The 20,170-nt window shown below is 61.7% G+C and carries 19 protein-coding genes and 1 tRNA gene; 3 read left to right on the top strand and 17 right to left on the bottom strand.

The features are described from left to right. Positions 1–38: 38 nt before the first annotated feature. Positions 39–115, top strand: a tRNA-Pro gene (locus DMP06_RS08750). Positions 116–732: 617 nt separating this feature from the next. Here the strand turns inward: DMP06_RS08750 and DMP06_RS08745 are convergent. After that, a complete protein-coding gene (locus DMP06_RS08745; RefSeq protein WP_123209363.1) occupies positions 733–1,305 on the bottom strand; it encodes a hypothetical protein in 573 nt (190 codons plus the stop codon). Positions 1,306–1,576: 271 nt separating this feature from the next. Between DMP06_RS08745 and pyrE the strand changes: the two genes are divergently transcribed. Next, positions 1,577–2,257 (top strand): orotate phosphoribosyltransferase, encoded by a 681-nt coding sequence (gene pyrE / locus DMP06_RS08740; RefSeq protein WP_123209362.1) that lies wholly within the window; start codon positions 1,577–1,579, stop codon positions 2,255–2,257. An 84-nt stretch (positions 2,258–2,341) separates the two neighbouring features. On the opposite strand, the gene DMP06_RS08735 is transcribed toward pyrE, so the two are convergent. The 16 genes from DMP06_RS08735 to DMP06_RS08660 form a co-directional block, all read right to left on the bottom strand. After that, positions 2,342–3,337 (bottom strand): NAD(P)H-dependent glycerol-3-phosphate dehydrogenase, encoded by a 996-nt coding sequence (locus DMP06_RS08735; RefSeq protein ID WP_123209361.1) that lies wholly within the window; start codon positions 3,335–3,337, stop codon positions 2,342–2,344. A 194-nt stretch (positions 3,338–3,531) separates the two neighbouring features. Next, the gene (plsY, locus tag DMP06_RS08730; protein WP_123209360.1) at positions 3,532–4,194 is read right to left on the bottom strand and encodes a glycerol-3-phosphate 1-O-acyltransferase PlsY; all 663 of its coding nucleotides are present in this window, start codon (positions 4,192–4,194) and stop codon (positions 3,532–3,534) included. 3 nt (positions 4,195–4,197) lie between these two features. Next, the gene (gene der / locus DMP06_RS08725; RefSeq protein ID WP_123209359.1) at positions 4,198–5,511 is read right to left on the bottom strand and encodes a ribosome biogenesis GTPase Der; all 1,314 of its coding nucleotides are present in this window, start codon (positions 5,509–5,511) and stop codon (positions 4,198–4,200) included. A 66-nt stretch (positions 5,512–5,577) separates the two neighbouring features. Beyond that, positions 5,578–6,945: a DUF512 domain-containing protein gene (locus tag DMP06_RS08720; protein ID WP_123209358.1), complete on the bottom strand. Its 1,368-nt coding sequence runs from the start codon at positions 6,943–6,945 to the stop codon at positions 5,578–5,580. Between the two features lie 96 nt (positions 6,946–7,041). Beyond that, a complete protein-coding gene (locus DMP06_RS08715; protein WP_123209357.1) occupies positions 7,042–8,274 on the bottom strand; it encodes a murein hydrolase activator EnvC family protein in 1,233 nt (410 codons plus the stop codon). 103 nt (positions 8,275–8,377) lie between these two features. Continuing rightward, positions 8,378–9,205, bottom strand: a complete 828-nt coding sequence (ispH, locus tag DMP06_RS08710; RefSeq protein WP_123209356.1) for a 4-hydroxy-3-methylbut-2-enyl diphosphate reductase — start codon at positions 9,203–9,205, stop codon at positions 8,378–8,380. Between the two features lie 9 nt (positions 9,206–9,214). Next, positions 9,215–10,057 (bottom strand): lysophospholipid acyltransferase family protein, encoded by an 843-nt coding sequence (locus tag DMP06_RS08705; protein WP_338056818.1) that lies wholly within the window; start codon positions 10,055–10,057, stop codon positions 9,215–9,217. Then, the gene (gene cmk, locus DMP06_RS08700) at positions 10,047–10,724 is read right to left on the bottom strand and encodes a (d)CMP kinase (RefSeq protein ID WP_123209355.1); all 678 of its coding nucleotides are present in this window, start codon (positions 10,722–10,724) and stop codon (positions 10,047–10,049) included. Before cmk ends, DMP06_RS08705 begins: the two co-directional genes overlap by 11 nt. A gap of 185 nt (positions 10,725–10,909) precedes the next feature. Beyond that, positions 10,910–12,238, bottom strand: a complete 1,329-nt coding sequence (aroA, locus tag DMP06_RS08695) for a 3-phosphoshikimate 1-carboxyvinyltransferase (RefSeq protein WP_123209354.1) — start codon at positions 12,236–12,238, stop codon at positions 10,910–10,912. A gap of 44 nt (positions 12,239–12,282) precedes the next feature. Then, positions 12,283–13,062 (bottom strand): pseudouridine synthase, encoded by a 780-nt coding sequence (locus DMP06_RS08690; protein WP_123209353.1) that lies wholly within the window; start codon positions 13,060–13,062, stop codon positions 12,283–12,285. Continuing rightward, positions 13,046–13,843: an SMC-Scp complex subunit ScpB gene (scpB, locus tag DMP06_RS08685; protein WP_123209352.1), complete on the bottom strand. Its 798-nt coding sequence runs from the start codon at positions 13,841–13,843 to the stop codon at positions 13,046–13,048. The genes DMP06_RS08690 and scpB overlap by 17 nt, the downstream gene beginning before the upstream one ends. Beyond that, positions 13,840–14,625 carry a segregation and condensation protein A gene (locus DMP06_RS08680; RefSeq protein WP_123209351.1) on the bottom strand — a complete coding sequence of 262 codons (786 nt, stop codon included), beginning with the start codon at positions 14,623–14,625 and terminating at the stop codon, positions 13,840–13,842. Before DMP06_RS08680 ends, scpB begins: the two co-directional genes overlap by 4 nt. Before the next feature lie 7 nt (positions 14,626–14,632). After that, positions 14,633–15,328 carry a site-2 protease family protein gene (locus DMP06_RS08675; RefSeq protein ID WP_123209350.1) on the bottom strand — a complete coding sequence of 232 codons (696 nt, stop codon included), beginning with the start codon at positions 15,326–15,328 and terminating at the stop codon, positions 14,633–14,635. An 8-nt stretch (positions 15,329–15,336) separates the two neighbouring features. Continuing rightward, positions 15,337–15,879 carry a tRNA (cytidine(34)-2'-O)-methyltransferase gene (locus tag DMP06_RS08670; protein ID WP_245962446.1) on the bottom strand — a complete coding sequence of 181 codons (543 nt, stop codon included), beginning with the start codon at positions 15,877–15,879 and terminating at the stop codon, positions 15,337–15,339. Continuing rightward, on the bottom strand, positions 15,872–17,974 hold the full coding sequence (locus tag DMP06_RS08665; RefSeq protein ID WP_123209349.1) for an ABC-F family ATP-binding cassette domain-containing protein: 2,103 nt from the start codon (positions 17,972–17,974) through the stop codon (positions 15,872–15,874). The genes DMP06_RS08670 and DMP06_RS08665 overlap by 8 nt, the downstream gene beginning before the upstream one ends. Positions 17,975–18,174: 200 nt before the next feature. Continuing rightward, positions 18,175–19,920 (bottom strand): L,D-transpeptidase family protein, encoded by a 1,746-nt coding sequence (locus DMP06_RS08660; protein ID WP_123209348.1) that lies wholly within the window; start codon positions 19,918–19,920, stop codon positions 18,175–18,177. A gap of 44 nt (positions 19,921–19,964) precedes the next feature. Here DMP06_RS08660 and DMP06_RS11590 point away from each other — a divergent pair. After that, a partial coding sequence (locus tag DMP06_RS11590) for a hypothetical protein (protein ID WP_220092554.1) occupies positions 19,965–20,170 on the top strand: 206 nt, incomplete at its 3' end.

Here is a 20,170-nt window from a genome sequence, read left to right as displayed (position 1 = left end):
TGGTAATATACTTTCTTGCGTTTGAACGAGAAACGCATCGGGTTGTGGCGCAGTTTGGTAGCGCACTTGACTGGGGGTCAAGGGGCCGCAGGTTCAAATCCTGTCAACCCGACCAGATAACACCAGGCCAGGGCTTGTCCCTGGCCTTTTTGTTTCTGGTCAACCCTGCGTCAGCTTCGTGCGGAATCAGGGTAGAGGCAAAACGTGCACCTTCGGGGATCTCACTAATGGAGGCCCCCATTCCACGGCGATGCCCTTGATAATTCACGGCCGTGCACGAAACCCCTCTGTTTTTGGACAACGATTCAAGTTAGCCGGCTAGCCTCATTCGTACAAAAAGTTACCTAAGGATTTTATCTGGGGAAACAAAATGTGCACGCACGCCATTGAAGGTCGATCGCCACCAAAGACCGCAATCCTGCATCGATTCCCCTCAAATCCATCGTAAATGCGCGACCAACTTGAAATGTTGTCCAAAAAAATCAACTTCCATCCGCAGACCGAAAGTCACCCAGAAAAAACCAATGCAGCAAACGAAGCAACCGGCACGCGAATGGGTTAGATCGGCGCCTTCGAACGGTGAGCGCCCTGGATCGAGCAACCAGCATGCGGGCGTGCTCGAAAATCGCTAGCCGTGCGCGGCCCTATGCGGCAGCGACCCAGCCGACACGCGGGCGTACTCGGCAATCCCTCGGCCGTGCGCGGCCCTATGCAGCAACGGGCTGCTAGACGCTAAAGAACCGCGACAAGGATATATGCGCCGACCGCCCCGCCAAGGATGCCGGCAGCAAAACCCACCACAGCAGCGAGCAAAATGAATTTGACGTTGACGCCCAACGCCTCAACAATGCCAGCGTTCAGCGCCCCAGCCGCACCCGAGCTTGAACCGTCGGCACCGCAGGCGCCCGATGCATCGTCGGCGATGGCGCTCCTCCCGTCTTGCGCAGAAGAGACCCCCGATTCGGACTCGATCGTCTCAAAAGCGATCTCCCCCACTCCGTCCTGCTGCCACAGCGAGCGCTCGCCGCCTTCTTCGGTTTCCAGCTCGCGCTTCTCTACATAGGAACGACCGAACGGCGTGAGCGCGCTGAAATAGAACGCCTCCCCGTCCGACTCGCCGTCTACGAATCCTCCCGCATGAAGCGCACGGTACACGTCGCACATCGAGCCGTCGAATGCGCCCTCTTCACCCGTGGGACACAGCGCAGAGAACGCCGCATACTGCACATCTTCGCCTGCGCGTTCGGCCGCAACAAGACGCGCAAGCTCGGCATATTCGTGATCCTTCAGTTCCAACGTGTCCATCATCGCGCCTTTCCTTGTGCCCTTTGGCACCCATGTTGGTTCGCACATCCGTTCGATTATACTTATATATGCGATATTCACAAGGTTCTTTTCGCATACATTACCCGTTGATGTCTAGTATTATGAAGCGGTATGACTTGGCGCACCGCATGGCAAAAGGCCAGAGGCACCCTCTGGCATGCCTGGCCTTCAGCCCGGAACGCGACCCGTCCGCATGACACCTTTCTGAGCGCACAGCAATCAGAAACTGCAGAAAGAGAAAGGACCGACAATGGAGGATTACAAGAAGGAATTCATCGAGTTCATGGTGGAATCCGACGTGCTCAAGTTCGGCGAGTTCACGCTGAAAAGCGGGCGCAAAAGCCCGTTTTTCATGAATGCAGGCGCCTATGTGACGGGATACCAGCTCAAAAAGCTCGGCGAGTATTACGCTCGCGCGATTCATGACAACTTCGGACTGGATTTCGACGTGCTTTTCGGACCCGCCTACAAGGGCATCCCCCTTTCCGTGGTCACCGCCATCGCCATGCATGACCTCTACGGCAAAGAGGTGCGCTACTGCTCCAACCGCAAGGAGGTCAAAGACCACGGCGCCGATGCGGGCAACCTGTTGGGTGCCGAGCTGCACGACGGAGACCGCGTGGTAATGGTGGAAGACGTGACCACCTCTGGCAAGTCCATCGACGAGACCTACCCCATCGTCACCGGTGCCGCGAACGTAGAAATCAAGGGGCTCATCGTAAGCCTCAACCGCATGGAGGTAGGAAAAGGCGGCAAAGTGACCGCTCAGCAGGAGGTCCAAGAGAAGTACGGCTTCCCCGTAGCCTCCATCGTGAGCATGGCGGAAGTGACCGAGCATCTGCACAACCATGAATGCCAGGGCAAAGTGGTCATCGACGACGCAATCAAGGCCGCCATCGACGCCTACTACGAGCAGTACGGAGTGAAGTAAGAACGCCCGGCTGCAAAACAGCCAACGGGTGCAATAGGCCAAAACGAAGGGGCAGCTTGCGGGCTGCCCCTTCTGCGATACGCATCAATAGAACTCAGGCTTGAGGGAGCGGCCAAGAAGCTCGCTCACCACATCCGCGGGAGGAACGTCATCCCATACGATTGAACGCACCTTGTCGGCAATGGGAAGATCCACGCCGTGCTTTGTCGCGAGCGTATGCAGCGTACGGCACGCGTAGGCTCCTTCTACCACCATATGCGTCTCGGCGCGGTACTCGTCCAACGTGGTGCCCTGCGCCAAGCGATGGCCAAACGTACGGTTACGGGAATGCTCGCTCATGCATGTAACGATCATGTCTCCCATGCCCGCGAGCCCCATGCACGTCATAGCCTGGCCGCCGCACGCCTCAACCAACCGGCTCATTTCGGCCGACCCGCGCGTCATGAGAAGCGCTGCCGTGTTGTCGCCGAATCCCATGCCGTAGGATGCGCCCACCGCAATGGCGACCACGTTCTTGAATGCCGCGCAGATTTCTGCGCCAATGATGTCGTCGCTCACATACGTACGGAACCATTCGGCGGCAAAGAGCTCCTGGAACACGCGCGCGGTTTCGGCGCCCTGAGATGCCACCACCGTGCCCGAGGGCACGCGTTTTATGACCTCTTCCGCATGGTTGGGCCCGGTCATGGCAGCGATGCGCTCGATGCCGCCAAGCACCTCGGCAAATACCTCCGCAGGAAGAAGCCCTGTGCCTTCCTCCACGCCCTTCGAGCAGATGGCGATGGGGGTCTCGGGCGTTATGAACGGCTGGATGGCCACCGCGGTCTCGCGCATCGTGTTCGAAGGCGTCACTATCACCACGGCCTCGGCGCCCTCGAGCACCTCGGCATGGCTTGTGGACGCCCTCACGTTCTCACTGATCGGGGAATCCACGAGATAGCGAGGGTTTCGATGCCCCTCGTTAATACCCTCGCACACCTCGGGCTTTCGCGCCCACAGCATGACCCGATTGCCAGCGCTTCCCAGAAGATGCGCGATGGCGGTTCCCCATGAGCCTGCGCCAATAACTGAAACCTTCATGACCAACCTCCGCACTCAGATACATGACGGCCGCCCGATTATGATCGAGCGGCCAAGGTAAAGCCTTCAAAACACGGAACGAAGAGCGCGGCGAACACCCCGAACGAATGCTGCCGAACGCACGCACGCCTCATCCTCGAACGGCCGAACACGCAACTTCCCGATTCGACGCGCGACGAAAGACGAATCGTGCGCTACGCCTCTTCTTTCTTGTCGCCGATACGGCGTTCGTTGCCATCGCGCAAACGTTCTATATTGCCTCGATGCGCCCAGATGACCACCAGGGCGGTCAAGGTGAAGCACGCGATAGCAGGCCAATCGCCCCAATAAATCACGCATGCGATGAACGGGCAGGCGCCGGCTGCGGCGATGGAGCCCACCGACACATACCGGGTGGCAATGACGAGCACCGCGAATATCGCGAGCTCGACGCAAGCGCCCATAACCCCAAACGACATGAACAGGCAGCCGACGGCAACGGCGATGCCCTTACCGCCCTTAAACCCAAGCCAGGGGCTGAAGATATGCCCCAACGTGCAGCCGGTGGTGGCCGCCGCAAGCATGAACGCATACGATACGCCCGACTCGGGCACGAGCCCCCCGCCCGGAACCAAGAACCACAGGGAGAGCATCGCCACCACGCCGGAAAGCAGGCCCTTGCCGAAATCCAGCAGGAACACGGCGCCCCCGCCAACCTTGCCCATGGTGCGCATGGCGTTAGTGGTGCCAATATTGCCGGAGCCATGTTCGCGGATGTCCGTGTGATAGAACACGCGCGAAATGATAAGACCCCACGGGATAGACCCCAAAAGAAACGAGATGATGAAAACCCCGATCAGAACAAGCACGGAGGACATGAACTAGTCCCTCCTCTTAAACTTGAGCCTGATGGGCGTGCCGGCGAAATCGAACTCCTGACGCAGGCGGTTCTCGAGATAGCGCTCGAAGTTGTCGTTGACGATCTCGGGGTGATTGCAGAAGAACGTGAACTCGGGCGGGCACGTGCGCGTCTGGGTGGCGTATTTCAGGCGCAGGACCTTTTTGCCCTTGGTCACCGTGTGCCCGAACTCGCGCAAGCCCTCCAGCCAAATGTTGAGCTTGCTCGTGGACACGCGCTTGGAATAGTTCTCGAAGGCAGTATCCACCGCGCCCCAAATGCGGGAGACGCCCTTGCCCGTAAGCGCAGAGATGCTGATCACAGGAGCAAATCCTACGAACATCATGCGGTCGCCGATGCGGTCTCGCAAGTCCTCCAGCACCTCTCCGCTCTCCACCGCGTCACGCTTGTTGAGCAGCACCACTATCGCGCAATTGCGCTCGGCGGCATAGCCCGCCACGCGTTGGTCCTGGTCGGTAAGGCCTAGCGTGGCATCGATCACCAGCAGCGCCACATCGGCGCGATCGATGGCGCGCATCGCGCGCACGAAGCCGTAGTATTCCACATCCTCGTCGATCTGGCTTTTGCGGCGAAGGCCCGCGGTGTCCACGATGCGATAGCGCTTGCCCTCGTGCTCCACCACGGTATCGATGGCGTCGCGCGTGGTGCCCGCCACATCGCTCACGATGGAGCGATCCTGGCCGATCAGACGATTGGTGAGCGAGCTTTTTCCCGCGTTAGGACGACCGATGATGGCCACGTTGATCGCGTCATCGGGCTCGGGCTCTTCGTGCTCGATGCCGCGCAGGTGGTCGACGACGGCATCGAGCAAATCGCCCGTACCGTTGCCATGCACCGCGGAGACCGGGAAAGGGTCGCCCAAGCCAAGCTGGTAGAACTCCCAAATGGGATCTTCCACGCCCGGGGTATCAAGCTTGTTCACCGCCAGCAAGACCGGAGCCTTCCCGCGCTTGAGAATACGAGCGACCTCCACGTCATCGGGAACGATGCCGGTGCGACCGTCCACGAGAAAGACGACCACATCGGCCTCCTCCGCGCCCATGAACGCCTGCTTGCGGATAGAGCCCTGAAACGCGTCGTCATCGCTCATCTCGATGCCGCCGGTGTCGATGAGGGTGAAATGGATGCCGTTCCATTCCGCCTCATGGTAAGAACGGTCGCGCGTCACGCCGCGCATCTCGTGCACGATGGCGTCCTGCGCCTGCGCGATACGGTTGACCAGGGTGGACTTGCCCACATTAGGGCGCCCCACCACTGCAACGATTGGTAATGCCATAGTCTTTTTCCTTACATGTCTATCCACAAGAGCCCGGCCTGCCCCATAGGCGCTGCACGGCGGGCGCTACCCTGCCACAAGCTCTTCGATTTCGGCCAGGTATTCTGCCGCGCTACAGGATACCACGCAAACGGGCATTCCCGCCGTATCCCTGATATCGTCCACGGTCATATCATCGAGCGTCACGCCATCGGAATTGAACATGATGCGCGGCACCACGACGAAATCATGAGCCGACACGCCCCGGATTGCCCGCGCCACATCGGAGCCGCACAGAAGCCCGGTCACGTCCACGTTGCCGCCGAAGTGCTCGTTCTTTACGAACAGCGGCACCAGAAGGCCATCGAGCGGGGAATCCTTCAGAAGCGCATCGGTCACGCCGCGCTGCGCCTCCCCCAGCACATAGTACACGAGAGCATTCTCCTCCGTAAGCGTGGACGCAAGCCGATGCTGCGCCTCCACGCACGCCGCCCATTCGTCCATCTGCGTGCGCACGATTCCGATGCCGTCCTCGAACATCGAGAAATCGCCGTAATGCTCGGTAGGGGGAACATGCGCCAGCACGCCTTCTGGGTAGGCGTTGCAATAGAATTCGTCGGCGAGATACACCCACGGATATCCGCGCTCAGCCTGAGCGTGCTTCTGGAACGGCTCGACGGCCTCGATGACCGCAAGCGCGTCCTCCGGCGCATCGAAGCTCTTCTCGAACCGTGTTTGATGCTTGGTGAAGCCCAGCGGCACGATGCCCACATTGCGAATGCCTTCGCGCAGGTACGCCCAGGCGAGCGTGCGCGCCAACTCTGCCCCGTCGTTCATGCCGGGCACCAGCACGATCTGCGCATGGAGCTCAATGCCGCCCGCAAGCAGCCTCTCCATCATCTCGATGCCGTGCGGGGCATGCTTGCCGATCATCTTCTGACGCACCTCGGGCGTAACCGCATGCAAAGATACGCGCAGAGGCGAAATCTGACGCTCTATGATCAGCTCGGCGTCTTCGTCGGAGAGATTGGTGAGCGTGACGAAGTTGCCCTGCAGAAAGCTCAGACGCCAGTCGTCGTCGCGAAGAACCAAGGAATCGCGCACCTCTTTGGGCAGCTGGCGCATGAAGCAAAACACGCAGGCGTTCCTGCACGTGCGAATCCCGTCGAACAGCGCCCCGTCGAACGTGATGCCCCAGCTTTCGCCCTCTTCTCGATACAGCTCCACCTCGCCGGAATCGCCCTCGGTATCGATATAGGAAAGCGAGATCTCGTCGCCATCGGAGTACCATTGCCAATCAAGGATGTCGCGAAGCGGATTGCCGTCTACGGCCGTGATGACACAACCGGGCGTGAATCCCGCGTCATCGGCGGGCGAGCCTTCCTCTACCGCCAGGATACGCGCGGCGGGGCGGGCGGGTTTACCCGGATATTCATGTATGCACGTCGCGGTCATAGTGGCCTCTCTCAAACCGAAATCGAAACGCATGAATCCTCGTCATGCAGCAAAAAGGCGGCCCGCATGCGAGCCGCCCGAAATTCGAATCTGCCCCTACCAGCTGAAATAGGTGGTGGGATTCACGGCGGTGCCGTTGATGCCGTTCGAGCACCCCACATTGATTTGGAAGTGCAGGTGGGCGCCGGTGGAAAAGCCCGTATTGCCCGACACGGAAATCTGCTGGCCGGCCGACACCTGCTGCCCAACGCTCACGAGCAGCTGGCTGTTGTGCAGGTACCACGACACGATGCCGCCGCCGTGGTCCACCGTGACCGCCATACCGCCTGTGCCGAACCACCCCGACGTGGTCACGGTGCCGTCGGCCATGCAGTACACCGGCTCATAGCTGCAGCTCAAGTCGACGCCCTGATGGTAGTCGCCGATGGACGGGCGCCATCCGAAGCCGCTGGTGATGTACGTGCCAGGCGCCGGGTTCACCCAGCCGTCCACCGAAGTGGAGGGAGTGTTGGAGGTGGATCCGCCCGAAGACGAACCACCGCTCGACCCACTCGATCCGCTTGAGGAAGACTGCGCCGCAGCGAGCGCCTCCTGGGCGGCACGCTTGGCCTCTTCCTCCTTCTGGCGAGCCTCCTCCGCGCTCATGCGCGTCTGCTCGGCCTCGGCGCGAATGGCTGCCACCTCATCGCTCATGGAGTTATATTCCTCCTGCAAGCTCGCCTGAGCGGCCTCGAGCTCCTCCTTGGCGATACGCGCGTTCTCGAGCTCCTCGGCAGCGAGCTTCTCCTGCTTGGAGTATTCCTCGTAAGCGGCATCAGCCTCGGCCTTGGCGTCCTTGCTCTCCTGAACCAAGGCGGCGTCTTGCTCGCCGATCTTATGCATAGCATCCAAGTTGGTGACGAAGGCATCGAAAGACTGGGAGCCAAAGAGCACGTCGAGCATCGTGGGATTGCCCTCGCGATACATATTGACGGCGCGGTTGCTCAGCTGATCCTGAGTCTCGGCGATACGCACCTTGGCGGCATCGATGCGCTCTTGCGCATCATCCATCGCGGCAAGCGCGGCCTCATGGGCATCGTTTGCTTCGTTGTAGCGCGCAAGGGCCTCGTTGAACTGCTGCTCGAGAGCGTCGAGCTTTGCGGACAGTTCATCCATTTGCGCCTGGGCGGCCTCGGCTTGGGCATCAAGCTCGTCGGCCTTCGCCTCGAGGTCGTCCGCCTCGCTCGCGTAGGCGAGCCAGGGGAACAGCATAAGCGCTCCTGCGGCACCGCACGCCTTCAAAAAGTTGCGGCGCGTCCAGCCGCAAGGTAGAGAGCCTGTTTCGATCATAGTGTATTCGCTCCTGCTTCTTCTCTTGCCGCGTCGTGCAAAACGGCGCAGTCAAAGCAACGCACTCGATAATACCAAGACCGGAGCAGGATGCAAAAGGGTTTTACAAGGTTTCCAGATAATCAACCACTTCGTCAATCTGGTCTTCGGGGGTAGAGGCGCCGGCCGTCACGCCTACCGTCTCGCAGCCGTCGAACCACGCTGCATCCAGCTCATCGACGGATTCCACGAAAAACGAGCGCGGGCAGTGCGCCTTGCAGATCTCGAAAAGATGCGTGGTGTTAGAGGAGTTCTTGCCTCCGATCACCACGATGGCGTCGACCTCTTCGGCGAGCATCGCGGCAGAATCCTGACGCTGGCGCGTGGCGAAGCACACGGTGTTCTTCACGACCGGCTCGATGCCGCGCGACCGAAGCGCCTCCACCACGGCGCCGAGCTTCTCCTTGCTCTCGGTGGTCTGCACCACGATTCCCACGGGCTCCGAAAGCTCGGCGGGAATCTCCTCCACGCCCGCCACCACCACGGCGGCATTGCCCGCATGCCCGCAAAGGCCCCTCACCTCGGGATGTTCGGCGCGTCCGATCACGAGCACGGTACCCCCCAAATCGCGCAGCTCGGCCGCCGCGCGCTGGGCCTTGGCCACATGGGGGCACGTGGCATCGATAACCGTGAGGCCCTTCGCGTTCAGACAATCAAGCACCGAGGGCTCCACGCCGTGGCTGCGGATGACCACGATGCCGCTATCGATATCGTCCACGTCGTTTGCCACCTGAACGCCATGAGCAGAGAGCTTCTCCACCACCTTGGGATTATGAATGAGCGGCCCCAAGGTATATGTGGTCTCGTCGTCCATCATCGCGGCCTGCGCCATATCCAGGGCGCGCTCGACCCCATAGCATACGCCGGCATGCTTCGCTCGAATCACCTTCATGGAACCCTCCTAGAGGCTTGCCGCATCGCGGGAGAGCTTGCGTCCGGCAAGCTCGTTCGAAAAATCGCGCGCGTCGGGAAACAGCTCCGCCATATCCACCTGCTCGCGAGGCACGTCGCGCAAAAGCGCGTAGCATTCCCTCATCACATACCACATGGCAGCATCAAGGCGATCCTCCTTGGGGAGGAAATCGAAATCCTCCAGATACACCGGATCGCCAAACACCGTGGTCACCTGAGGAAAATGCACGCGTTCGCCCTTATGCTTGATGGCATCCACGTTGCGCACCGTGCAAGGAAGGATAGGAGCTTTGCCCATGCGCGCGATGAATGCCGCACCGCCGTGGAGCTCGGGATTCGCCGTGCCGCGACCGCGACGCGTGCCCTCGGGGAAGATGCCCACGCACTCGCCGCGTTTGAGCATGGTGGCCGCACGCTTGATAGCCACGCGATCGGCGCTTGCGCGCTTGATGGGAAACGCCCCCACGCGCGAGATTATCTGACCCGCCAAGCCGCCTGCGTTTGCGAACATGTTGTCGCGCGCCATGAAACGAATCCAATGCTTCGGCCTTCCTGCGATCCATAGAAACGCCGGGTCGAGATAGGAGGCGTGATTGCCCACAACGAGGCAGCCGCCGCGTGAGGCCACCGCGTCAAGCTTTTCCTTGCCGATGGTCTTGGTGCGAAACGCCACCTTGAGCACGAATGCGACCACCGCGTAAACGATATTGCCCACCCAGTGCGTGATGGATTTGACGGGTGCGCCGTCGCGATCGACCACGGGCTTGATGGGCATATCCCACATCTTCTCATAGGGCATGAACACGGGGTTCTCCTTGTCGTTAAAGAGCACGCGCCTCTTTGGCGAGCGAAACGATCCTCTCGATGATCTCGTCGGCGGTATAGCCGGTCGAATCGAGCTTCACCGCGTCTTCGGCAGCGACCAGAGGCGATGCCGCGCGGCTCGAATCGGCCTCATCGCGGCGACGCAGGTCGGCAAGCACCTCGTCGAAATCGACGGAGCCCACCCCGCGCCTTTCGTTCTGGCGCACGCGGCGCATCGCGCGCTCCTCGTCGCTCGCCGTGAGAAACACCTTGACGGAGGCCTGCGGAAACACCACGGTTCCGATGTCGCGGCCCTCCACGACGTAATCGCCCGCGTTGCCGATACGGCGCTGCTGGTCAACGAGCGCCTCGCGCACGCTGGGATGGGCGGAAACGGAGCTTACCGCACGATCGACCTGAGCGGTACGGATGGCGTCGGTCACCTCCGTGCCGTCGATGAACACGCGGCGCGGCGTAGGATCGCCGGCCACGTGCCCGAACGAAATCTCCTTGACACGCGCCACCTCGCCCAGAGCCGGTTCGTCGTCGAGCGACAGACCGTGCTCGAGGGCATACCAGGCGACGGCGCGGTACATCGCGCCCGTATCAAGGCAGTTGAAGCCGAGCTGTTTCGCCGCCGCTTTGGCGACCGTGGACTTTCCCGCCCCCGAAGGGCCGTCGATAGCGATAATCATGGCAAGCCTTTCATGCGCGCCAGGCGCGCGTCTTCCTGCTTCAAATGGAACGTGAGTGCAGGCGTTTCGAGACGATCCCAAAAACGCTCCGACGCGCTTGGGGCGCGCCGGAGTGGGAATTATACCGTATGCATGCAATGCGCCATGCGATGACAAAGCGGCATCACGGAGCCTCTACGAAGCGTTTAACGCACAAGCCCGCGCACGTCTTCGAGGAAGCGCGGATAGCTGATAGCCACCGACTCGAAACCGGACACCTCGACGGGAACGCCGCACACCATACCGGCAAGCGCCCAGGTCATCGCCAAACGATGATCGTCATGCGCATCGAATACAGTACCCGGCGAAGGAGCCGCCTCGGGATTGCCTTCGATGAAAAGATCGCTGCCCTCGATCCACGCGTCAACGCCCATAAGCTCCAGGCCCTCGACGATGGCGGCGGCGCGATCGGTCTCTTTCACACGCAGCTCATCGACGCCGCGGAACACCGTCACGCCTCGCGCCCGGGACGCCACGAGCGAAAGCACCGGGATCTCATCGATCAGCGTGGCGATCTTGTCCGCCGGCACCTCGCAGCCATGGAGCCGGTCGCAGTACTCGACCGAGATGATGCCCGTGAGCTCGCGGCCGAGCGACGACACGCTGCGCCGCGATGCATCCACGCCCATCTGCTCGAGCGTGCGCAGGAATCCGATGCGCGTGGGGTTGAGCGACACGCCCTCGATCTGCACGGCGCTCTCCGGAATGAGCGCGGCGGCGCAGGCTATGAACGCGGCAGACGACGGGTCGCCCGGCACAGGAATCTCGCACGCCTTGAGGGTCACAGGCCCCTCCACCTCTGCCACGCCCGCAGCAGAGGTAGCCTGGGCGCCAAACCCGGGGAGCATGAGCTCGGTGTGGTTGCGCGAAGCGGCGGGCTCGGTCACGCGCGTGGTGCCGTTGGCCGAGAGGCCGGCGAGCAGAATGGCGGTTTTCACCTGGGCCGACGCGACCGGAGTGGCGTAGTCGATCGGACGCAGCTTGCGCGTGCCGTGAATGGTGATGGGCAGCGTCTCGTTGTCCTCGGGCTCGAATCGCGCGCCCATGCGCACAAGCGGCATGCACACGCGACGCATCGGGCGGCGGCGAAGCGAATCATCGCCGGTAAGCTCCACGCTGATGTCCCATGGAGCGAGCACGCCCATCAAAAGTCGCACCGTGGTGCCAGAGTTGCCGCAATCGATGGGGCCATCGGGCTGATGGGGGCCTGCGCTGCCCCACCCCACCACGCCACCTTCGAGGCTTCCGTCGGCGGTCTTGGAGAGGCTCACCTGCGCACCGAGCGAACGCACTGCCCCGATGGTGGAACGCACATCGGCGGAATCGAGCACGCCGGACAAGCGAGACGTGCCCTCGGCCATGGCGGCGAGCAGCACGGCTCGGTGCGAGATGCTTTTATCGCCCGGAACCCTGATGCTTCCCAGAAGCGAGCCGTTCAACGGCTCGATAACCGTAGTTTTGCGCAACGCGTCCATGACGCCCTCCTTCAATCCAGTCCATGGGTTGATTCTAGCACCACTTACGGCATTGCGGCGCGTCGCAGGGATTCCACCTCCGCCTCGCTGAGCAATCGCCACTCTCCCTCGGGCAAATCGCCCAGCGTGAGCGGTCCGAACCTGCAGCGATGCAGTTCGCGCACGGGATGGCCCACGTATTCGCACATGCGCCTCACCTGGCGCTTGCGACCCTCGTGGATGGTGATGGCCAGCTCGCTTGCGCGAGAAGAAGCGCGCAAGACCTCCACCTCGGCAGGAAGCGTCATGCCGTCCTCCAGCATCACGCCGTCGCGCAGGGCTTGCGCCTGCTGCGCCGTGATGCGCCCTTCCACGTGGGCAATATAGGATTTATCCACATGGCGGCGCGGATGCAAAAGCCCGTTTCCCAGCTCGCCGTCGGTCGAGAACAGCAGGATGCCCGTAGTGTCGAAGTCGAGCCGACCGATGGGGAAAAGCCCCGGATAGCGCGATACCGGCACCAAATCGGCCACGGTCGGCCTGTCGAACGGGTCGGACATGGTGGTCAGGTAGCCCGTGGGCTTATGCAGCATGAGCGTAACCGCGGCGTCGGCCAGATGCACCTCGCGGCCGTCTACGGTAACCACATCCACGCGCGGGTCGACCTTGCTGCCCAGCTCGGATACCACCTGGCCGTTCACGCGCACACGGCCAGCGGTCATCAGGTTCTCGCTGCCGCGGCGACTCGCCACACCTGCGCGCGCAAGGAATTTCTGAAGGCGCATGGGCACGATGCGCTCCTCGCCTTCGCCAGCCTGGCCGCGGACGTTATCCCTGGTCGCCATCGCGCTCCTCCTCCCGCCGTCCATCGGCCTCGTCACGGGAGCCGGGTATCTCCCACACGCTTTCGGGAGGCATGAATCCGTCAAGCGCATCCCCTCCATCGGGCACCGCCTGCGCCTCCGAATCCTCGGCAGGCTCCAGGTCGAGCGCCAAATCAAGCGTGAGGTCGTCGTCGAAGAGCGTCTCGGCTTCGCGCGCCTCAGAGCGCGTGACGCCCAGGCGCTCGCGGATAAGACGACGGCTCTCCTCGTCGGGGACGAACTCCTCAAGATCGGGCAAGTCGGCCGTCGAAGCCAGCCCGAACTTCTCTAAGAACGAACGCGTTGTCGCATAGAGGATGGGCTGACCGGGAGTCTGCTCGCGGCCGGCCTCGCGAACCAGGCCCTTCTCCATAAGCGAATTGATGGGGCTGTCGGAGTTCACGCCGCGGATGGACACCACCCCCGCACGCGTGATGGGCTGATTGTATGCGATCACGGCCAACGTTTCGAGCGCCGCCTGGGAGAGGCGTCGCGTATCCCACGAGATCACGTATTTCTCGATGAGCTCGTGGTAGCGCGGATGCGTGTACAGACGCCACCCGCCTGCAACCTCGCGCAGCTGAACGCCCGCATCGCTTGACTCAAGACGATGAGCGAGCGCATCGAGCGCCTCCTGGGTGGCGGAAAGGTCAATCTCGAGCATGTCGGCGAGGGTCATGGCGCTCACCGGCTCGTCGCTCACGAAAAGCAGCGCCTCGATGGCGCCGGGGATGCTCTCCTGGGGCATATCGGCAAAGCTCATCGCTGCCCCCCTTCCTCTTCGTCGGAATCAAAGATCAGCTCGCCCGAGCCCTCGATGTAGTCGATGCCTATGTCGTCGAAGGGGGCGGCTTGATGCATATCGATCATCGTGCGCTTATAGAGCTCGAGCACCGCAAGGAAGCTCACCACGCGCAAAGGCACGCTGGGCGCCTCGGCCAAAAGCTCGCTGAACATCATGTGCTTGCGTATGCTGATACGGCGATGAATGGCGCGCACGTGCGTCTCGACCGGAATGGGCTTGGCGGCGATGTGCTCGCTCTCAAGCAGGAACACGTCGCGACGCGCCATGGCCTCCGCCGCCAGAAGGGCGAGCGAATCGAGCGTGACGTCTTGCAGATAATCGGGCATAAGGCCCAAGAACTCCTGATCGGGGCCGGCAAGACGAGGATGCATGCGCCCCTCGAGCTCGAAACGCGCGCCCAGAGCGCCCGCGGCGTTTTTGTACTGCTTATAAGCAAGGAGGCGCTCTACCAAGATATCGCGCGCCTCGTTGGGCGAGAGCTCCTCTATCTCCTCATCCACCTCGTCGCGCACGCTGGGGATGAGCGAGGCGGCCTTGATTTCGAGCAGCGTGGAGGCTACCAGCAAGAAATCGCTCGCCACATCGAGGTCGAGCTCTCGCATGCGGTCGATGTAGGCAAGGTATTGGTCGACGATCTGGGTGATGGAGATGGATCCGATATCCACCCGCTGCCTGTTCACGAGGTAGAGCAGCAGGTCGAACGGCCCCTCGAAGGTGTCTATGCGAACGCGATACGACATGGCGGTCCTAGAAGTAGAACGGGGCGATGAGCGAGGCCAGGTTGCCCGCCGTCGCGTTCAGGTAGATGCCGATGGGATTGAAATGGAAGATGTAGGGCACGAGCACCACCACGGCCATGAACACGGGCAGCGCATACTGCTGGATGCGGTAATACTTGTGCAGCATGCGATCGTTCAGGAACAGCGCGATCACGCTCGAGCCATCCAGCGGCGGGATGGGAATGAGGTTGAAGAACATCAGGTACAGGTTGATCAAGATGAACTGGGGCAGAAACAGCACGTAGAAGTAGTAGAACAAATCCGAATTGAGCACGGGCGAAGACGTCGACGACGCAAGCATGGGAACGAATGCCCAGGCCACAGCCGCCCCCACAAGCGCCATCGCAAGATTGGCGGCAGGACCTGCCAGGCCGACGATCGCCTCGCCCTGACGCACGTTCTTGAAGTACATCGGATTATAGGGCACGGGCTTCGCGTAGCCGAACACCGGCCCACCCATGAGCATGAGCAGCATGGGCAGAATAACGGTGCCGAACGGATCGACATGCTTGAGCGGGTTAAGGCTCAGGCGCCCGCGCGATTTGGCCGTGGGGTCGCCCAGCCGAGCGGCCGCGAACCCATGCGCAACCTCGTGCAGCACGATGGCGGGCACGAAGCACAGGATGCTTATGATGACGTAGATGACATAGGTGCTGGAAAACATGGGGTAAGCTACCTCAATTCTTGCCACTGGCGCACGACCTCATACGCGCCGACGGCAACCGCGTTGGACAGGTTCAGGCTACGCAGGCCATCCCGCATGGGAATGCGCACGCAGGCGTCTTGATGAGCGTCAAGGATAGAGGGGTCGATGCCGCGGCTCTCCCTGCCGAACACCAGATAGGCATCGGCGCCGCCGGCGCCGTACTCGACATCGGTGTAAAGACGCTGCGTATGCCCCGTGAAAAAATGGAGCTCGCATCCCGCATGGCGTTCGAGAAACTCCTCGGCGCAGGAGTGCCGCACCACGTCCACCTCGTCCCAGTAGTCGCAGCCTGCACGCTTGAGGTTGCGCTCGGTCAGGCGAAATCCCATGGGTTCCACCAGATGGAGCGTGGCGCCGACCACGGCACAGGTGCGTGCGATGTTGCCCGTGTTCTGGGGAATCTCGGGCTCAAAAAGCACGATATGAAGACGCCTGCCCTCCTGAGGCGCATCGCCTGTGAAAAACGCCGAAGATGCGGGCATGTCGGTGTGCGCGAACCCGTTAGGCATCGGCGGCCTGCTTCGCCATCTCGGCCTCCAGCTCTTCGGTAAGCGTGAGCCATTCCTCCTCCGACGCCGCGAGACGCTTCTTTATGACGGCGTGCTCCGCTATCGCATCGCTCGAGGCATCTTCGTTGATGTAGAAATCAGGGTCGGCCATGAGCTCAAGGAGCTCGGTCATACGCGCGTTGTCGCGATCCATCTGCGCCTCGAGCTCGGCGATACGCTTGCGATGGTGCTTGAGCGCGGCATAGGCGCGGTTGCGGGCCTCGGCCTCGCGACGCTTCTGCTCCTTGCTCTTGGGCGCGCTTTGCTTGGGCGCGGTAAGCTCGACCCTGCCCGACGCCTGCTCCGACGCCGCAGTCCGAGCGGGCGAGGAGGTCTGCGCGGCCTTCGCCTTGGCCGCCTTGCGCTCGCGCGCCTGAGCGCGACCCGAGCTCGTTTTGGACTCCCCTTCCGGCTGGTCGAGAAAATCGTCAAGCGAAGCCGCGGAAAGGTCGCGCCCTTCGGCGAGCTGCCCCGACTTGAACAGGTAGTAGTCATAATCGCCGTCGTAAACCGTCACCTTTCCGGGCGTCACTTCGATGATGCGGTTGGCAACGTTGCGAATCAGGTGGCGGTCGTGCGTAATCAGGAGGATGGTTCCCTCGAAGCGCTTGAGCGCCTGCTCAAGAATGTCGGCGCTGGCGATGTCCAGATGGTTCGTGGGCTCGTCAAGACACAGCAGAGGGGCTGGAGCCACGAGCATCTTGGCGAGCGCCAATCGGCACTTCTCGCCGCCGGAGAGCACGCCCACGCGCTTTTCTACCGCATCGCCCTGGAAGAGAAAGGCGCCCAGGAGCGTGCGCACCTGGCTGATGGTCCAGCCGGGAGCAACGCGGTCGAGCTCCTCGAACACGGTATTGCCCGCATAGAGCTCCTCGAGCTGATGCTGCGCGAAGTACGACACCTCCACATGCGCGCCATAGGTGACAGATCCGGCATCGGGCTCAAGCACGCCGGCAACCATCTTGAGCAGCGTGGATTTTCCGGCGCCGTTTGGACCCACAAGCGCCACCTTCTCGCCGCGATAGAGCGTGAGATCGAGTCCGTCGTAGACGTGCTTCTCGCCGAAATGCTTCGTGATGCCAGCCAGGCTTGCCACCGCATCGCCCGTGCGCGGGGGCTGCACGAAGTTGAAGTGCACGGTCTTCTTCTCCTGCGGCACCTGGATGATTTCCATCTTCTCAAGCTTTTTCACGCGGTCTTGGACCTGCTTGGCCTTGGTGGGCTTATAGCGGAACCGCTCGATAAACGCCTGCATGTGGGCTATTTCCTCGCGCTGCTTTTCCGCCGCGAGCTTCAGGCGCTCGATGTTTTCTTCGCGCTGCTTGAGGTAGGCGGAGTAATTGCCCTTGTACAGGGTCAGATGCCCCGCATCGATCTCGGCGACGCGATCGACCATGTTGTCCATGAACGCGCGGTCATGAGACACCACCATCACCGCGCCGTCATAGCCGCGCAGAAAGCCCTCGAGCCACTTGACGCTTTCCAGGTCGAGATGGTTGGTGGGCTCGTCGAGCAGCAGCAATTCGGGCTTGCGGATGAGCAGCTTGGCAAGCGCGATGCGCATCTGCCAGCCACCCGAGAATTCCGTAGTGGAACGCTGCATATCCTCCTCTTTGAACCCCAGGCCAAAAAGCACGCTGCGCACCTGCGATTCCAGCACGTAGCCGCCCATGGATTCGTACAGGTCGCGCGCGCGTCCGCAGGCTGCGAGCTGCTGCGGCGTAGGGTTGTCGCCCAGCCCCTCTTCAAGCTTTGACAGGCGCCGTTCGGCCTCCAGGATCTCGGACTGGCTGGCGATGACCTCCTCGAACACCGAGCGGTCCTCCATCTCAATGGCCTCTTGCTCGAGGTAGCCCGCCTGCGCGCCGCGGGCGAACACGATGCGGCCCTCATCGGCATCCTCATGGCCGGTGATGATATTGAGCATCGTGGTCTTGCCCGCGCCGTTGGGGCCCACCAGCGCCAGGCGATCGTGGGCCTCGAGACGAAAGCTCGCGTCGCTGAACAGCACGCGCCCGCCGAAGCTTTTTGAGATATGTTCGACTTGCATGATCATGATATGTTACCTATACATCATCGAGCGCGAAGGCCCTAGGGCCCCGCGCGCGAACTGAACGGATATGCGTTTGCCTCTTGAGCAGGCCGCCACACGCCATATGCTTGCAGCCAGGCGAAGACCTGCGGCCAACCTCGCATCGGGCAGCGCCATAGGGCAACGTGCGTTCTCCGCCACGAACCCGCCCCATGCAGCATGCGCTACCAATGGACAATGACCGGATCGCCGATCTGGATGATATCGAACAGCTGCGCCGCCTTCTTGGTGGGCAGGTTCACGCACCCGTGGCTGCCGTAGGTCTTGTAGGCGCTCGCGTCGCTGAACACCCATGAGGGCTGCCAGCTCGCATCGTGCAGGCCCACGAGATTGTCTACAAACGGCATCCAGTAATCAACCGGCGAATCCCACTCGGGCTTATTGGTCTTGGGGTCGATCGGGCCTTTGAGAGAGACGTCTTGCTGCAGGTTCTTAAGCCAATAGATGCCCGTGGGCGTGGAGTTCTCCGCATCGGGCACGCCGGATACAATGCCGGATTCCCACAAAAGATCGCCGGAAGCGTCGTAGTAGTAGGCATGCTGCTCGGTCAGGTCAACGTCGCAGTAGGCGCCCCAGTCCATGCCCGCCTTCGTGTAGCCATTGCCAGTAGAGGTGAACGAAACCTCCAGGTCGCCCTGGGTACCGTTGTCGATGGCATCCTTCACCGCAGACTTGAGCGTCTCCGAATCCACCGACCAGCCGTAATCGCCTCCCTCGGCGGTAACCTCCTTGCCGTCGCCGCGCGTATAGGTGCGCGTGGTGCCGATGGTGTTGTAGGCGCTCGACAAGTCATCGATCCAGGCGCCCATTGCCTCTTCGTCAAGCGTAGGCTGGAAATCCTCCCCAAACGAGATCCATTGCGAAATAACGTCGCCATTGACCTCGCCGGCCTGCACGCCCGTATCGCTCGATTTGAGCGTCACGTCGCACTTGATCATAGCGTTGGCGGCATCGCGGCCGTTTGCAAGACGCTCGTCGTCGGAGAGCACCCGAGGCTTGACCAGCATGTCCTCGGTCACCTGAACCGTATCCTGCATGGTGGCAATGGCCGTGGCAACCGCAGACGCCACCTGATCGGCCGCAACCTGCGTGCCGTAAACCTCCTGCTTGATCTCATAGGCGCCCGAATTTGAGGAGTACACGATCGAGGCGTCTTCGGACGGCTCCGCGTCGGCATTGAACTCATCCACCTGGGCGCGAACGAAATCGGCAAGCGCGCCTTCGTCGCTCGAGGCGGCAAGATGCGAGGTCTCGTCGTGCGTGCCCCACATCTGAATGAACCACAGCCATGGGTTGACGTCGCTGGCCGCAGAGGAAATGACCGCATCCGCGTCGATGGATACGCCTCCATCTTCTGCGCTCACAACGAAATCGAGCCCTTCGCCCGATACGGCAACCTCATAGTTGGACTCCACCGCGGTAATCTGCTCCGCTGCCTCCTCGCGCGTATTCATGGAGATGTCGAGCGAACCGAGCGTAGTCTGCGGATAGAAGCGCTCGTGGAACACGAAAACGCCCGCGCCGTACGCGATCGCAAGAATGGCAATGAAGATCCCAAGCGCGATGAATACGGCCTTGTGGGGCATTTTGGTAGATGCATGAGAGCTTTTGCCGCCGCCTGCGCCTTTGCCGCCAGATCCAGCGCCAGGCATCGCAGGCATATAGGCGGTCTGGTCGGGCATTGCCATGCCGTGAGCACCCGTCGCCCCCGGAGCGGCCTTGCCGCGCGCCCCCTGAGGAGCAGCCCGATGGGCGCCCTGGGCGGAATACCCATAGCGAGCCGCCGGCGCCTGCTGGCCCGATGCGCGCTTGCCGCCGGCAAGGCCTCCAGCGTCTTGTCTACCTGCGGCACGGCCCTCGAACCCTTGCTGGCCGGCATGGTCAAACCGATTGTCGCGTTGTCCCTTCACGAAAGTAGATTCTCCTATCGAACGGGGATACCCCCGGATGAGTTATGCATATCAGAGGCAGTATAGCAGCCATACACGAATCCATAACGAAAATGACGTGTATCATCGGGGAGTTCACGGATGGGGACTGCGGACGAAAAGTTGGACGCGATTCACGCGTCCGGAAGGGGGTCCGCATGTATGATAGGGACGTGGTGGAGCTTGCGCTGCTCGCCCTGGAGGAGGGCATGACGCACGCCGAGGCCGCCGA

The sequence above is a fragment of the Slackia equolifaciens genome (assembly GCF_003725995.1).
Classification (GTDB): domain Bacteria; phylum Actinomycetota; class Coriobacteriia; order Coriobacteriales; family Eggerthellaceae; genus Slackia; species Slackia equolifaciens.
The sequence above is the reverse complement of the archived record's forward strand: the minus strand, read 5'-3'. Positions and strand labels throughout refer to the sequence as shown.